14 protein-coding genes are annotated in these 14,893 nt (G+C 55.3%); 2 read left to right on the forward strand and 12 right to left on the reverse strand.

Annotated features, from left to right (window positions below; all coding sequences use genetic code 11):
* Nucleotides 1-135 precede the first annotated feature (135 nt).
* A complete protein-coding gene (gene zur / locus EA20_RS0106125) occupies nt 136-654 on the forward strand; it encodes a zinc uptake transcriptional repressor Zur (protein WP_038381536.1) in 519 nt (172 codons plus the stop codon).
* Between the two features lie 199 nt (nt 655-853).
* On the opposite strand, the gene EA20_RS0106130 is transcribed toward zur, so the two are convergent.
* From EA20_RS0106130 to EA20_RS0106145, 4 genes are all read right to left on the reverse strand, one after another.
* Nucleotides 854-1,063, reverse strand: coding sequence for a CsbD family protein (locus EA20_RS0106130; protein ID WP_024965994.1), 210 nt, complete (start codon nt 1,061-1,063; stop codon nt 854-856).
* Nucleotides 1,064-1,328: 265 nt separating this feature from the next.
* Nucleotides 1,329-2,648 carry an MATE family efflux transporter DinF gene (dinF, locus tag EA20_RS0106135; protein WP_024965995.1) on the reverse strand — a complete coding sequence of 440 codons (1,320 nt, stop codon included), beginning with the start codon at nt 2,646-2,648 and terminating at the stop codon, nt 1,329-1,331.
* Between the two features lie 103 nt (nt 2,649-2,751).
* Nucleotides 2,752-3,360 carry a transcriptional repressor LexA gene (lexA, locus tag EA20_RS0106140; protein WP_024965996.1) on the reverse strand — a complete coding sequence of 203 codons (609 nt, stop codon included), beginning with the start codon at nt 3,358-3,360 and terminating at the stop codon, nt 2,752-2,754.
* Nucleotides 3,361-3,467: 107 nt separating this feature from the next.
* Nucleotides 3,468-3,836, reverse strand: coding sequence for a diacylglycerol kinase (locus tag EA20_RS0106145; protein WP_024965997.1), 369 nt, complete (start codon nt 3,834-3,836; stop codon nt 3,468-3,470).
* 128 nt (nt 3,837-3,964) lie between these two features.
* On the opposite strand from EA20_RS0106145, the gene plsB reads away from it, so the two are divergent.
* Nucleotides 3,965-6,388: a glycerol-3-phosphate 1-O-acyltransferase PlsB gene (plsB, locus tag EA20_RS0106150; RefSeq protein ID WP_024965998.1), complete on the forward strand. Its 2,424-nt coding sequence runs from the start codon at nt 3,965-3,967 to the stop codon at nt 6,386-6,388.
* Between the two features lie 64 nt (nt 6,389-6,452).
* On the opposite strand, the gene ubiA is transcribed toward plsB, so the two are convergent.
* The 8 genes from ubiA to pgi form a co-directional block, all read right to left on the reverse strand.
* A complete protein-coding gene (gene ubiA / locus EA20_RS0106155; RefSeq protein WP_024965999.1) occupies nt 6,453-7,337 on the reverse strand; it encodes a 4-hydroxybenzoate octaprenyltransferase in 885 nt (294 codons plus the stop codon).
* A gap of 1 nt (nt 7,338) precedes the next feature.
* Nucleotides 7,339-7,866, reverse strand: a complete 528-nt coding sequence (gene ubiC, locus EA20_RS0106160) for a chorismate lyase (protein ID WP_024966000.1) — start codon at nt 7,864-7,866, stop codon at nt 7,339-7,341.
* Between the two features lie 135 nt (nt 7,867-8,001).
* The gene (psiE, locus tag EA20_RS0106165) at nt 8,002-8,400 is read right to left on the reverse strand and encodes a phosphate-starvation-inducible protein PsiE (protein WP_024966001.1); all 399 of its coding nucleotides are present in this window, start codon (nt 8,398-8,400) and stop codon (nt 8,002-8,004) included.
* A gap of 166 nt (nt 8,401-8,566) precedes the next feature.
* Nucleotides 8,567-10,660 carry a YjbH domain-containing protein gene (locus EA20_RS0106170; protein ID WP_024966002.1) on the reverse strand — a complete coding sequence of 698 codons (2,094 nt, stop codon included), beginning with the start codon at nt 10,658-10,660 and terminating at the stop codon, nt 8,567-8,569.
* Nucleotides 10,660-11,415, reverse strand: coding sequence for a capsule biosynthesis GfcC D2 domain-containing protein (locus tag EA20_RS0106175; RefSeq protein ID WP_024966003.1), 756 nt, complete (start codon nt 11,413-11,415; stop codon nt 10,660-10,662). The genes EA20_RS0106170 and EA20_RS0106175 overlap by 1 nt, the downstream gene beginning before the upstream one ends.
* Entirely contained in the window at nt 11,412-12,059 is a 648-nt protein-coding gene (locus EA20_RS0106180; RefSeq protein ID WP_024966004.1) for a YjbF family lipoprotein, read from the reverse strand. Before EA20_RS0106180 ends, EA20_RS0106175 begins: the two co-directional genes overlap by 4 nt.
* 78 nt (nt 12,060-12,137) lie before the next feature.
* The gene (gene yjbE, locus EA20_RS0106185; RefSeq protein WP_024966005.1) at nt 12,138-12,386 is read right to left on the reverse strand and encodes an exopolysaccharide production protein YjbE; all 249 of its coding nucleotides are present in this window, start codon (nt 12,384-12,386) and stop codon (nt 12,138-12,140) included.
* A gap of 708 nt (nt 12,387-13,094) precedes the next feature.
* The gene (gene pgi / locus EA20_RS0106190) at nt 13,095-14,744 is read right to left on the reverse strand and encodes a glucose-6-phosphate isomerase (protein ID WP_024966006.1); all 1,650 of its coding nucleotides are present in this window, start codon (nt 14,742-14,744) and stop codon (nt 13,095-13,097) included.
* Nucleotides 14,745-14,893 lie beyond the last annotated feature (149 nt).

Raw genomic sequence — 14,893 nt, forward strand, 5'->3', positions numbered from 1 at the left:
CAAATACCAGTTAATACGAGAGCAATCTGGCCGGATTGGTCCTGACTGTTTTCAGTAAACCCAGCGCGCCAGGAGATTCGGCGTTTCAGCGCGGGCGTGATAATATAACAACTGAAACCAGCCTGAGGGGGAAACATGACCATTCACAGTTCTGAAAAAATTCTGTCGCAGGCGGAGAGCATCTGCCAGCAGCGCAACGTCAGACTGACGCCTCAACGGCTGGAGGTGCTGCGCCTGATGAGTCAGCATCACGGCGCTATCAGCGCCTATGACCTGCTTGATCTGCTGCGCGCCAGCGAGCCACAGGCGAAACCGCCTACCGTATACCGCGCGCTCGATTTTCTGCTGGAACAGGGATTCGTGCATCGCGTTGAGTCGACTAACAGTTATGTGGTTTGCCATCATTTTGAAGAGCCGTCGCATACGTCAGCGATGCTGATTTGCGATCGCTGTGGCTCCGTAGCGGAACAGCATGCGGATGGCGTTGAAAACATCTTGAAAACGCTGGCCCTGTCTACTGGCTTCAGCCTGGCCCATAGCGTTATTGAAGCGCATGGATTATGCCGTGATTGCGATGAGGTGGAAGCCTGTACGCGTCAGGATGCGTGCCAGCACGATCATACGGTGACGACGGCGAAAAAGCGTGGCCGCTAGCGTAGCGAAGCTTTAACTTTCTCTCGCGGGGTCCTGGTATTGCTGGTGGATGGTAGAGCTCGAAATGAAAGAGATGTGCTGTCTCCGGGAAAGGGATTACACATTTTTGGGAAGAGATGCTGGAAAAATTAAGCGGCACTTTCCTTGTGCCTGGGTAGGAGTATCATCCTGAAAGACTTATCGTGCCGATAAAGGGCTGTCAGAAACGGTGGTTGTTAGTGCTTTCCCAGTCGCTGACTTCTTTCTCAGCCTGGTCTTTTGCGTAACCGTAACGTTCCTGAATTTTACCCACCAGCTGGTCGCGTTTGCCTTCCACAACGGTCATATCGTCGTCGGTAAGCTTGCCCCACTGTTCTTTAACTTTGCCTTTTAACTGCTTCCAGTTACCACCGGCTTCATCGCTATTCATCTTTGTCTCTCCTTAAACCTCTGGGGTAAACAGCTTTAGTCATTTCGTCCCGACAATATGTTTACAGCAAAATAAAATACTGATATCGCCTGACGTAAAGTTAATTGTAGTAGAGATTACGGTTTTTGCACGTTTATGACAGGAAAGGGCCATGGAGAGGATAAGCGGACCAGAGCGCTTGCCCGGTAATCTTCAGCGTGACTGTCCGGAGAATCTCCGGTATGTCTTCACGCTTAGGGTAACTACCAGGCTCCTGCTAACGTCGCTACGCGAACCATGTGCCGTTGCGCCAGTGCCGGCGCCAGACCGACCATAGCGTGATGCCGCGCAGCAGCAGGAAAATCGTCACCGCCAGCCACAGGCCGTGATTACCAAGTAGCGGCACGGTGAATAAGGTCAGGCCATACCCCAGCGCGGCAACGGCCATACCGTTACGCATTTCGGCTGCCCGCGTGGCGCCAATAAACATGCCGTCCAGCAGATAGCACCAGACGCCGCATACCGGCAGAATAATTTGCCAGATCAGATAGCTATCAGCCTGCTCACGGAGTGCGGGAAGCGAGGTCAGTAATGATACGATCCCAGGCCCCGCAGCGGCATAGAGCAGTGAAAACAGCAGGGCGACCAGCCCCGCCTGGCGACAGGCCGCCTGCCAGACCCGCAGCAGTTTGCGGCTGTCTCTGGCACCATAGGCTTCACCTGAGCTCGCCTCAACGGCATAGGCGAAGCCATCAAGCGCATAGGCGGTAAAGGTCAGGAACATCAGCAGAACTGCATTAACGGCCACAATATCGCCGCCGAGCCGTGCGCCGAACAGCGTCAGTGAGACAAAGCAGAGCTGGAGAAGCAGCGAGCGCAGCATGATGTCGCGGTTGAGCCTGAGCAGGCGGGCAAAATCACCCCGCCAGGATTTCTTCAGCAACGCGATACCGATGCCCCGCAACTTCGTTACCCTGAACACCATCATCAGCCCTATCGCCAGCGTACTGTATTCAGCAATCGCCGTCGCCGCTGCGGCTCCCACTACGCCCCATCCCAGCCCCACGACAAACCAGAGGTCGAGCACGATATTAACGGCGTTGCCCACTACCAGCAGAATAACGGGCGCCCGGGCATACTGTACGCCAAGCAGCCAGCCCAGCAGAACGAGGTTGCCCAGCATGGCTGGCGCACTGAGCCAGCGGATATTCATAAACAGCCCCGCCTGATGGCGCACTTCAGGATCGCCGCCCACCAGACTCAGCGCCAGCTCCGTAAGCGGCGACCGGCAGAGAATAAAGGCCACCCCGGCGACAGCCGCAATGATTAACGGCTGCATCAGCGCCTTCGCCAGAGCGGGCTTGTCTCCCGCGCCGAATGCCTGAGCGGTCAGGCCAGTCGTGCTCATCCGCAGAAACAGCAGAAGCATAAAAAGGAAACTGGTTACGGTGGTTCCCACCGCCACGCCGCCCAGATAGACCGGACTGTCGAGATGACCTATTACGGCGGTATCGACCAGGCCCAGTAACGGGACGGTGATATTGGAGAGGATCATCGGCAGCGCCAGCCGCCAGAGCTGTTTGTCGGAAGAGGTAAAGAAACGCATCGGCATTAACTCAGCGATGACGGGAGAAAACCAGGCTGCGACCGGGGCAGTCGCAGCGGTAAAAACGCTGCACGGGGATGCCGTGCATCAGCGCGCGATGCGCTTACAGCCAGTTGCCGTTACGGATAACGCCAACTGCCAGCCCCTCAATGGAAAGGGTATGTTCACGCAGGTCGATCACAATGGGCTTGAACTCGCTGTTTTCAGGCAGCAAATGCACGATGTTGCCCTGCTTCTTCAGGCGCTTAACGGTGACCTCATCATCAATTCGGGCCACCACAACCTGGCCGTTGCGCACGTCCTGCGTTTTATGGACCGCCAGCAGATCGCCATCCATGATGCCGATATCTTTCATCGACATGCCGCTGACGCGCAGCAGGAAGTCGGCGCCGGGCTTAAACAGATCGGGATCGACCTGATAGTGTCCTTCAATATGCTGTTCGGCCAGCAGCGGCTCACCCGCGGCCACGCGACCAATCAACGGCAGCCCGGTCTCTTCTTCCATCATCAGACGGATACCGCGTGACGCACCCGATACAATCTCAATCACGCCTTTACGCGCCAGCGCTTTCAGGTGCTCTTCTGCGGCGTTCGGGGAGCGGAAACCGAGCTGCGAGGCGATTTCCGCCCGCGTCGGCGGCATGCCGGTCTGGTTAATATGGTCGCGTATCAGGTCGTAAACCTGCTGCTGCCTTGCCGTTAGTGCTTTCATCCCGCCCCCTGGTTGTTTATACAGTCGACTGTGAGTATATACAGGTATTTGCAGGATGAAAACCTAAAGATCAAGAATTAACCGCAGATGAATCAATTCTGGAAAGGTCATCGCAAAAGCGGCAGCAAAAGTGCCAGCCAGACGAAAATGGCGAGCAGGATAGCCAGCAGGACCGCCGCCGATCCCATATCTTTCGCCCGTCCCGCCAGCGGATGCAGTTCGCTGCCGATCCGGTCAACAACCGCCTCGATGGCGCTGTTCAGCACCTCCACGATAATCACCAGCACGACAGAACCAATCAGCAGCACTCGCGTAACCGGCTCCACTTCCAGCCAGCAGGCGACAATAATAGCGATAAGGGCGGCAACGGCTTCCTGGCGAAAGGCGGCTTCATGCTGCCACGCGGCCCGGAGCCCCTGCCAGGAATAGCCTGCCGCTTTTATGATGCGGGTCAATCCGGTGACGTTATTTGCCATGATGAGGGAACCCTTTGTGAAGTTTAACGTCAATGTCTGGGTGGCGCACTTTTTGCAACGTCACAGATCTCACTGGCGCTTTCTGGTATGCTTGCGGCGCTTTGCTAACAAGAGGCTTCATGTTGTCTATGTCAGGTTGGCGTAATTTATATTATAACCTATTGAATTTACCAGTTAAATTACTGGTGAAAAGTAAGGCGATACCCGCTGAGCCGGTCGCTGAACTGGGGCTCGATACTTCGCGCCCTATTATGTATGTGCTCCCCTACGATTCAAAGGCCGATTTGCTGGCGCTCCGTGAGCAATGCCGCAAACAGGATCTTCCCGACCCCTTAGATCCGCTGGAGATTGACGGCGCCATGCTGCCGCGATACGTCTTTATTCACGACGGTCCGCGTGTCTTCCCCTATTTCGTGCCCAACCTGGAATCGGTAAAACTGTTCCATGACTACCTTGATCTGCACCGCAGTAATCCGCTACTGGACGTGCAGATGGTGCCGGTTTCCGTGATGTTTGGCCGCGCGCCGGGCCGTGAGGTGCAGGGGGAAAGTCAGCCTCATCTGCGTATGCTCAATGGCATTCAGAAATTCTTTGCCGTCCTCTGGCTGGGGCGCGATAGTTTTGTGCGTTTCTCGCCGATGGTTTCGCTGCGCCGTATGGCAACGGAACACGGCACCGACAAATCCATCGCCCAGAAGCTGGCCCGCGTGGCGAGAATGCACTTCGCCCGTCAGCGCCTGGCCGCGATTGGCCCGCGTCTGCCGGTTCGCCAGGATCTGTTCAACAGGCTGCTCCAGTCGAAGGCGATTGCAAAAGCAGTTGAGGATGAAGCGCGCAGCAAAAAAATCTCTCATGAGAAAGCTCAGCAGAACGCCATTGAGCTGATGGAGGAGGTCGCGGCAGATTTCTCCTATGAGGCGATCCGCCTGACCGATCGCATTATGGGCTGGACGTGGAGCAAACTCTATCAGGGCATTAACGTTAACGGCGGCGAACGCGTACGCCAGCTCGCCCAGGACGGCCATGAAATTGTTTATGTGCCCTGCCACCGCAGCCATATGGACTATCTGCTGCTCTCTTACGTGCTCTATCATCAGGGTCTGGTGCCGCCCCATATTGCGGCCGGTATCAACCTGAACTTCTGGCCGGCCGGGCCGATTTTCCGCCGGCTGGGCGCCTTCTTTATTCGCCGTACCTTTAAGGGCAACAAGCTCTATTCCACCGTTTTCCGCGAATATCTTGGCGAACTTTTTACCCGCGGATACTCGGTAGAATATTTCGTTGAAGGTGGACGTTCGCGCACGGGCCGCCTGCTCGATCCCAAGACCGGCACGCTGTCGATGACGATTCAGGCGATGCTGCGCGGCGGTAACCGCCCTATCACGCTGGTACCTATCTATATTGGCTATGAGCATGTGATGGAGGTCGGAACCTACGCTAAAGAACTGCGTGGCGCCACCAAGGAGAAGGAGAGCTTTCTCCAGATGGTGAGAGGCTTGCGCAAGCTGCGTAATCTCGGTCAGGGCTACGTCAACTTTGGCGAGCCGCTGCCGCTGGTCAGCTACCTGAACAAGCGGGTGCCGGAATGGCGCGAGTCGATCGATCCGATTGAAGCGCACCGTCCCGCCTGGCTGACACCTGCGGTCAACGATATCGCCCAGCAGGTAATGGTCCGTATCAATAATGCAGGTGCCGCTAACGCCATGAACCTCTGCGTGACTGCCCTGCTGGCCTCACGCCAGCGTTCACTGACGCGGGAACAGCTGACCGAACAGCTGGAGTGCTACGTACAGCTGCTGCGCAACGTGCCTTACTCACCTGACGCCACCGTGCCGGATATGACGCCGGAAGCGCTGCTTGATCACGCCCTTGGCATGAACAAGTTTGAGATTGAGCAGGACAGTATTGGCGAGATTATCATTCTGCCGCGCGAGCAGGCTGTACTGATGACCTATTACCGCAATAACGTCCATCATATGCTGGTTATGCCATCGCTGATCGCCGTGTTCCTGGTACAGCATCGTGAACTGACGCGGGCGGAGCTGCTGCGCCAGATCGGCGTGATCTATCCGATGCTGAAAAGCGAGCTGTTTCTGCACTGGGAGAAAGAGGATTTACCGACGGTGATGGATGCGCTGATAACGGAAATGGCGCGACAGGGTCTGCTGACGGTTGAAGATAACACGCTGCGCCTCAGCCCTGCCCGCAGCAGAACGCTACAGCTGCTGGCGGCCGGCGTGCGGGAAACGCTTCAGCGCTACGCCATCACTTTCTCTATTCTTAGCGCAAACCCGTCGATTAACCGTGGAACGCTGGAAAAAGAGAGCCGGACCATGGCTCAGCGTCTGTCGGTGCTGCACGGCATCAATGCGCCGGAGTTTTTTGACAAGGCGGTCTTCTCTTCACTGGTGCTGACGCTGCGCGATGAAGGATATATCAGCGATACCGGCGATGCGCAGGTTGAGCAAACGCATAAGGTGTATCAGATGCTGGCAGACCTGATTACTCAGGATGTCAGAATGACCATCGAGAATGCGTCGCTGCCGGTCTGAATCCGGGATCAAAAAAGGGTCGATGACGGCAATGTCATCGACCCTTTTTTTTGCCTTACGGCAGTCAGAACGCCTCCACCAACGGCGGTAAGCTCAACGCGATGCCGGCGAAAAGTACCATCCCCACAGCGTTATTGTTCAGAAACGCCCTGAAGCATAAATCACGATCGCGCCCGGCAATCAGTTTCTGCTGGTAGATGAACAGCAGACCGGCTACAGCGACAGAACCATAAAACAGTCCGCCGAGCTGTAACCGCCAGCCAAGCAGCGCTATCAGACCGAGGGCGGCAAGCTGTAACAGGCCAATAATAAGCTTATCGAAACGCCCGAACAGAATTGCCGTGGATTTGACCCCTATCTTCAGATCATCGTCGCGATCCACCATCGCATACTCGGTGTCGTAAGCGACCGTCCAGCACATATAGGCAATAAACAGCAGCCAGCAGTTCAGCGGTAAACTGCCGCTGACGGCTGCCCAGCCCATGGGAATACTCCAGCCGAACGCCGCACCCAGCACGACCTGGGGAAGATGGGTGTAGCGTTTCATAAAGGGATACATCCACGCCAGCGCCAGCCCCCCTAACGACAGCCAGATGGTAATGGCGTTCATGGTCAGCACCAGGCAAAACGAGATCAACACCAGCAGAGCGAAAAGCAGAATGGCTTCTTTTGTGGTGACCGCACCGCTGGGCAGCGGCCGGAACCGCGTTCGCTTCACGTGACCGTCGATTTTACGATCGGCAAAATCGTTCACCACGCAGCCTGCCGCACGCATAAAGAAAACCCCAAGCGTAAAGACAATCAGCACGTTCAGCGGCGGAACTTTCATTCCGGCGAGCCACAGCGACCAGAACGTTGGCCAGAGCAGCAGCAGCGTGCCGATGGGCTTGTCGATGCGCATCAGACGGCTGTAAGCCCGGAATTTATTCACTGGCAAACTTTTCTCCACGCTACAGGCTCCCTTGCACCGGCACGCTCAGATAGAGCGGTGCGGGCGGTAAAAACAGTTCAGTAAGTAAAAGTGGCTTACCGGAGAGGCGCAGCCGCGAGCGACGTCCCCAGAGGCCTTCCACTACGCCCGGCTCAATAAAGTCCCGCGTCAGGGTGGAAGAAGCAAAGAGATAGCGACCCAGCGGCCGCGTTCCCAGATGCTGAAGCATCTCTTCAGGGCCATTCAGGGTAGATTCAGGCACCAGCGTACGGCCAGCCAGCCAGGGCTTGCCGTCGCCGCAGAGCAGGATTTCCCGCAGCCAGTATCGCGGCTCAAGCGGCAACAAGGCGATCTCCTCTCCGGCCTCCTCTGCGCTGATAAATCCTTCACGCTGAACCTCGACGGTGACTTTGTCACAGTGGCGCTCAAAACGGCGGGTCATGGAGTCCTCCTCCATCAGCCAGTCCAGCAGCGGGGCCGTCAGCAGCGGCGAACCGTCAGGCAGCCAGTTGATGGCGCGCAGCTGCGAGAGCACATTCTCAGCCATATGGCGTCTCCAGGCGAAATTTGGGTGTCATAGTGTAGCGCAGTCGCCGCCCGGGTAGACAGGATATCGGGGGGAATTATCAGGAATTTTGGGAAGAGGGATAAAGGAAGGGGCGCCTGCGGGCGCCCATCAGACCTACTCACGCTTCAGGCGATTACTGTTCGCCAGCCAGAGCGTGACGACCAGCAGCAAAATGGCAATGGCATAAGCCAGAGTATCAAAGGGATTTTTATGATCGACGATGATCAGGCGGATGATCGCCGTAATGCCAATATAGACAAAATAGCGCAGCGGGAAATGGTAGCCAGACTGGAAATATTTCACGATCAGCGCAATAAATTCGAAATAGAGAAAGTAAATAACAATCCCTTCGATCAGCATATAGGAGGAGGTCTGCTCACCGGTGTAGAGCAGCACGTTAGCCAGGTGAATGGTTTCTTTACCTAAAAAAATGGCCAGTATGCCCGCCAGAACAATCAGGCCAACGTTGAGCACCATCTGCAGTAGCCAGGCAATACGTGTTGCGGTAATCATAAAAACATCCTTTAAAGTCACTCTGTTTCGTCAGGAAATGACGGTACGGCTACTATGCGTTAGTGTGATGAACTTCACAAGTTTTTGCCGCTGACGAATGACGTAAAAAAGGGGTGCCGCACTGCTTCGCGGCACCCCTTCGATATTTACCCACCAGGACCAGACATTACCGGAAATGGCTGTCCCGATCGCTGGTCATATTATAGAGCTGATATTTCCGTCCCAGCATCTGACCGCCATCACGCGTCAGCGGCGTCCAGCTGACCTGCGCGCGTCCCCGCGTTGGCGAGGCGGTGAACAGATCCATTGGAATGGAGATATAGAAACCTTTGGTGAAGTCCCCTTCGCCATATTCTTCAGCCGAAACGTTGGTTTTCGTGGCGTAAGCACCAACGATTACCCCACTGTCGAACTGGCGGGAGATATCCAGCGTGGCACCTTTATCTTCAGCCAGATACTGCCCGACGCTCGCCTTAACCAGCACGCTGCGCATAAACCATGGACGCCAGTAGGCGGTCAGGTTGCCGACATTGGCGCTGTAGTCGTCGAACTGCATCATATTGTCCCAGTCGCGTCGCTTAACGTAATTCGCATCAACGCCGACGGCCCAGTCCGCATCCAGCGGCCGGTAAAGCACTTCGCCACCCACACCGCCGTACATGGTTTCGAGATAGCCACCATACATCTGCCCATAAAACCCGTTCCCCAGGTAACGCATATAGTTCGCCTGCAGGTTATTCACGTAGACATTATTTTCTACGTAATCACGGATATGGGTACGCACACGCGGCAACGAAGAGTCAGCAGGCGCGCCGTTATAGCGGAATTTATCGTAATTGTTGGCAAGGTTGGCGAATACGCTGCCATCAATTAACAGATGATCCGTCAGCCAGTAGTTGGCGTTGCCCATCACACCAACCTGGTAGAGATAGAAGCTCTCTGGCCCGCCCACGGACTGATTAAGCACCGGCGACAGGCTGTAGTCGAGCGGATCGGCATCAATGCGGAACCCCTGTTCGGTGCGTCCCGGATCAACCGGATTAATCCGCTGCTGATCCAGCGTCTTCTCCTGGCCCAGCGGGTAACCTTCCAGCTGCTGTCTCAGGCCGGCAACCGGGGTCACGGTGGTGACCTGCGGCATGTTATTCCGGATTTCCGTCACGCTCAGCGTATCGATGCCGTCAGGCAGGTTGTTCATCATAATCAGGTTGGCGCGATCGATGCCTTCCTGTGTGTTCCGGTATTTATTCTGCTGCCCTGAGGCATACAGCGTGCTGCCTTTGATTTGCAGATTTGGCCCATTCAGCCCGGCGTTATATTTCAGTCCGGTAAGCTGACTTGCCACCGCAGTAGGCTCGAAGAACCGCCCCTGAGGCTGGGGGTTATAGGCCGGTTTCGGCGCATCAACTGAAGCAACATGCAGATCGTTAAAATTCGTCCGCAGGGTAAAGCCCGCCATAAAAGTATTGCCGCGCTCGTAGCTGATATTCATATCCGCCCACTCCGTCAGGCGATAGACAGCCCCGACGTTGACTTTGCTTTTTTGCTCCAGCTGTCCGGCGAAATCATCCTTATAATCGTTACCTTCATACTCAACCTTCAGACGAAGCGGCTGCCACGGCGTCTGGTATTCGATACCGCCAAAGATTGCAGCCGGACCTTTGAACATATCCTTGCCGTTGACCGAACCAGCCTCGCCATTGCTGTCAGAGCGGTTACAGTAGCCGCTGTCGGCCTGGCAGAAGGGATTTTTCACCGTGCCGCTGTTACCAAGGTAGCCAAAGCCCAGGCCGAGAGTGAAATCAAAAGGTCCCCAGGCCTTGGTGGCAACCAGATATTCGCTGTCAAACAGACCCGTTCCGCCAAGATCACGGGCACCGACCGCCACTTCCGGCAGCCAGAACCCTTCCTGCCAGAGGCGCGCCTTAAGATCGAACGCTTTATCTTTATAGGTCTGACTGCCGCTGAAGCTTTCAACAGCGCTGTAGCGGCGCGTTTTCACATCGGTATAGCGGATGGTCGCTTCCAGCCACGGGAACAGCTGCACCGATGAGGAAAAGAAGCGGTACTGATCGTTGTAGCGATAGTTAAGGCTGAATTCGCCATCTTCCGCCATGCGTGCCGTTGGCACCTGTAGCAGACCTGCGCCGCCGAGATCGGATTGCGACGGGCTTACCGGGTTAGTCAGCATTGCCGCCTGCGTCTGACAGGCACAGGCGACGGAAACAGCCAGCAGGCTGAGGAGATAATGTGTTTTCATCAGTCAGGGATCCGGTGCGTCAGAACTGTAATGATTTGCTGGTTGAGATCCTGGTATTCGCCAGGCAGCGACCATGAGGAGAAACCAACGTAAAGGATGCTGCCCGCTTCCGGCTCGCGATGGCGCCGGTTCCAGTAAGCCACCGGCACCTCACTGACGTCACCGGCAGGACCAATCAGCATCGCCGTATTACGCTCAGCGCCAGGCAGAAGATCGTGATTCGCCAGATAATCAACCAGGCTGCGGCCTGGCTGCCAGGTCACTTTACCGCTTCCCACCAGCAGGCCAGCCAGGGTAACTGTTGCCGGCTTTTGCCGCATATAGAGGCTGTAATCGCCCTGCAGACGGCGGTTTTCCGTCGCCCTGACGCGAACGATGTCCGGATCAAGGTTAACAAACTGGCGGCCTGTCACCTTCACTGCCGCGAGTTGTTGCCAGACGTTTTCGACAACGGCGGCCTTGCCGCTATCGCCTGCTGCGCGTAGCGCCGTACTCCAGTCTTTAAGCCTCGCCAGAAGTTGCTGCCGCTGCCGCTGTGCTGCTGCGGTGGCATTTTTTTCTGCAATCACCGTGCCTGGCCACCAGGTTTTCCCTGCCAGCGCCGGGCTGGTCACTAACTGCGCCAGATTTTCCGCTTCATTGACGACGACACTTTCGATCTGACCGGGAGAAAAAACCGTGACCTGACTTTCCGCACGTATGTTCATCGAAACGCAGAACGCGACGCCGGCGAGGATGAGGGATATTTTTTTCATGATTTCGCCGGCTTCAGTAGGGTGATTTCAAGAGAGAGATCCTCTCCGCCAGAGCGCTGCTGTGACTGACGGACCAGCCCTGTCGTCGCCTCAATCCAGAAGGTATTCGTCCAGGAGGTACTTTCTCCGGTCAGTTCAACCGTTTCCTGCCAGACCTGACAGGCAATGTTGCTGCCGGCGATGCTCACCGTCCGATCCTCAAGCCGCCTGAAGTGAGAGACCGCCGTCGCTGCCCGGAACTGACCGTTCTCTGTCCAGCTCATCGTCCGCGTCCAGCTTGCTCCAGCGGTCAGGCGCAACGGGTCCGCCAGCGGGTCATGCTGAAGATCGGTCACTTCTTTCAGGTTGTCTCGCAGCCCCAGCGTTTTCACCACGCGGCCATGCTGCGTCACGACCATTGAGCGATCGCGGGTAATCCATTTTTGCTGCCCGTTTTCATCAAAGCCCAGCACCACAAAAATGCGCTGACCGCCATTGATGCGCAGATAGATACTGGCATAGGGAAGCGCGTCGATCTGCTGGCTTGAAACCTCGATATCGTCGGGCCCGAGAAGAGCAAGGCTGACCGTATCGACCAGCCCTTTTTGCGTTTGCGTACAGGCCTGCAAAAGCAGGCACAGCAGCAGAAGTGGTATGTAGCGCACTGGTGTGAGTCCCTGAATAACGTCTGACAAGGTCGAAAATAACCACACAGGCGTGTGGTTATGATTAATTTTTTGTACTTAACGCGTTGTGCTGGTCGTGGTGGTGGTCGTGGTTCCGGTATTGGAACCATTTCCGCCGCTGCTTGCTGCCAGCGCCACGCCGACCACGGCACCGAGGGCGCCCACGCCGACGGCGGTCGTGGTTCCGGCGGAGAGCGTTCCCGCCGCGCTACCGGCAGCCGCACCGGCTTCGGCTGGTGCGGCAAACGCAACAGAAGAGACCGATAAACAGGCTACGGCAACAGCCGCACATAAGACTTTTTTCATTACATTTCCCTTCATCAGATGAATGGATAGTTCGCCTGAAGGGTTTCAGGCGCGCCCAGTATAAGGCATCGGCTTGCCCGAATTGACGGGCGCGCCAGCCCGCCAAATAGGCCGTTACCGGCACGCCGCTAGCGGTTTTATTCTGCGCATTTAAGCTTCTTTTAACTGAATAATTCAAAATGTTGGTATTTATGTCTGTAAAGAACGCGCAAGTCAGTGCCATAAACTAACAATAAGCGTTAAGTGAGCGCTTCAGTCTGAAAGCCGAAGCGAGAGAGAGTAAAAGCAAATAATTGCATTTTTTTCAGTTGGTTAACGGTAACTACCGGCATTATTTACTGAAAAAAGCGCAAAAAGATTTCAGATTTATCTGGCAGGGAATTGGCTTAAGTTGCCGAATTTTAAGAATTTCCTCAGCAGCTAAACGCCATTTTTAGTAATAACTGGTGTGACTTTAAGCTCTCTGCGCGCTCAAATCTGACGAGTCACCACCGCCAGGTAAGGGAAAAAGCACAAAGCATCCTGTCAAACAGGACCATAGCAGGCTGAACTGGATCGGATTTAATGATTCACCGAATCACGGGCACTAAAAAGGGCTGTGGCGAGTGCCAGCAGCCCTGATTACAGCGGGCGCCCAGCCTTTTTGACTGCGCGCTCAGAGGAAAATAACCGCGCTGGCAGAACGCGTTGTGACTGCCAGCGGCCGGTTTAGCCTCGCCAGTTTTTATAGCGGTTGATCAGCCCATTGGTAGAGCTGTCATGTGAACTCACCGCTTCGCTTCCTGACAGTTCCGGGAGGATGCGGTTAGCCAGTTGTTTACCCAGCTCAACGCCCCACTGATCGAACGTGAAGATGTTCAAAATGGCACCCTGTGTAAAGATTTTGTGCTCGTAGAGCGCAATCAGCGCCCCAAGGCTGAACGGGGTGATATCACGCAGCAGGATAGAGTTCGTCGGGCGGTTGCCTTCAAACACTTTAAAAGGAACGATATGCTCAACGGATGCCGCCTCTTTACCCGCATCGGCAAACTCTTTTTCCACCACGTCGCGTGATTTGCCAAACGCCAGCGCTTCAGTCTGGGCAAAGAAGTTAGACAGCAATTTGGCGTGATGATCGCCCAGTTTGTTATGAGTAACCGCTGGCGCAATAAAGTCGCAAGGTACCAGTTTGGTCCCCTGGTGGATCAGCTGATAAAACGCATGCTGGCCATTGGTGCCCGGCTCGCCCCAGATGATCGGTCCGGTTTCATAAGAGACCGGGTTACCGTTGCGATCGACACACTTACCGTTGGACTCCATATTCCCCTGCTGGAAATAGGCCGCAAAGCGGTGCATATACTGATCGTATGGCAGAATTGCTTCGGTTTCCGCGCCGAAGAAATTGTTATACCAGATGCCAATCAGCGCCAGGATGACCGGCAGGTTCTCCTCCAGCGGCGTGGTGGCGAAGTGCTGATCCATTGCATGAGCGCCGCTCAGCAGTTTTTCGAAGTTATCGAAACCGATGGAGAGCACGATAGAGAGGCCGATGGCGGACCAGAGAGAGTAACGTCCACCAACCCAGTCCCAGAATTCGAACATGTTGTCGGTATCGATACCGAACTCACCGACCGCTTTTGCGTTAGTGGACAGCGCGGCGAAGTGCTTCGCGATATGCTGTTCATCGCCTGCGGCTTTCAGGAACCACTCACGCGCGCTGTGGGCATTAGTCATGGTTTCCTGAGTGGTAAAGGTTTTGGAGGCGACTAAAAACAGCGTTGTTTCCGGATTCAGCGACTTCACCGTTTCCGCAATGTGGGTGCCGTCAACGTTCGACACAAAATGCATGTTCAGATGGTTTTTGTAAGGACGCAGCGCTTCGGTCACCATAAAGGGGCCGAGATCGGAGCCGCCGATACCGATATTTACCACGTCGGTAATTGGCTGACCGGTATAACCTTTCCACTCGCCGCTGATAATGCGTTCTGAGAAGGATTTCATCTTCTCAAGCACCGCATTCACTTCCGGCATCACATCTTTTCCGTCCACCATTACCGGCTTGTTGCTGCGGTTGCGCAGCGCGGTATGCAGAACAGCGCGGTCTTCGGTGCGGTTAATTTTTTCACCGGCGAACATCGATTTGATGGCGCCCTGCAGATCGGTCTCTTTCGCCAGCGCCTGAAGCTTGTTCAGGGTGTCGGTGGTGATGCGGTTTTTGGAATAATCCACCAGCATCAAGTCGTCAAAGGTTGCGGAGAATTTTTCGAAGCGCTGACCGTCTTGCGCAAACAACGCGGCGATCTCGACGTCTTTCATCTCTTCGTAATGCTGTTCCAGCGCTTGCCAGGCAGCGGTTTGTGTCGGATTGATATTTTTCATAGCAACACACTCTTTTTTAAGTAAGAACCGTAAATCAGACCGGACGTCATGTTACAGGAAGCCGCTTGCTTCGCTCTCCTCTTCCTGTAACAGGCTAAATCTATCATCAGGCAGGATTTTTCCGCCTTTTTATCCGGGGCTATTTATAA

Source organism: Pantoea sp. IMH (assembly GCF_000599885.1).
Classification (GTDB): domain Bacteria; phylum Pseudomonadota; class Gammaproteobacteria; order Enterobacterales; family Enterobacteriaceae; genus Erwinia.

What these genes read in the sequence shown, in the direction of transcription:
- zur (WP_038381536.1), top strand. Translation starts at nt 136, where the DNA reads ATGACCATTCACAGTTCTGAAAAAATTCTGTCGCAGGCGGAGAGCATC.
- EA20_RS0106130 (WP_024965994.1), bottom strand. Translation starts at nt 1,063, where the DNA reads ATGAATAGCGATGAAGCCGGTGGTAACTGGAAGCAGTTAAAAGGCAAA.
- dinF (WP_024965995.1), bottom strand. Translation starts at nt 2,648, where the DNA reads ATGCGTTTCTTTACCTCTTCCGACAAACAGCTCTGGCGGCTGGCGCTG.
- lexA (WP_024965996.1), bottom strand. Translation starts at nt 3,360, where the DNA reads ATGAAAGCACTAACGGCAAGGCAGCAGCAGGTTTACGACCTGATACGC.
- EA20_RS0106145 (WP_024965997.1), bottom strand. Translation starts at nt 3,836, where the DNA reads ATGGCAAATAACGTCACCGGATTGACCCGCATCATAAAAGCGGCAGGC.
- plsB (WP_024965998.1), top strand. Translation starts at nt 3,965, where the DNA reads ATGTCAGGTTGGCGTAATTTATATTATAACCTATTGAATTTACCAGTT.
- ubiC (WP_024966000.1), bottom strand. Translation starts at nt 7,866, where the DNA reads ATGGCTGAGAATGTGCTCTCGCAGCTGCGCGCCATCAACTGGCTGCCT.
- psiE (WP_024966001.1), bottom strand. Translation starts at nt 8,400, where the DNA reads ATGATTACCGCAACACGTATTGCCTGGCTACTGCAGATGGTGCTCAAC.
- EA20_RS0106170 (WP_024966002.1), bottom strand. Translation starts at nt 10,660, where the DNA reads ATGAAAACACATTATCTCCTCAGCCTGCTGGCTGTTTCCGTCGCCTGT.
- EA20_RS0106175 (WP_024966003.1), bottom strand. Translation starts at nt 11,415, where the DNA reads ATGAAAAAAATATCCCTCATCCTCGCCGGCGTCGCGTTCTGCGTTTCG.
- yjbE (WP_024966005.1), bottom strand. Translation starts at nt 12,386, where the DNA reads ATGAAAAAAGTCTTATGTGCGGCTGTTGCCGTAGCCTGTTTATCGGTC.
- pgi (WP_024966006.1), bottom strand. Translation starts at nt 14,744, where the DNA reads ATGAAAAATATCAATCCGACACAAACCGCTGCCTGGCAAGCGCTGGAA.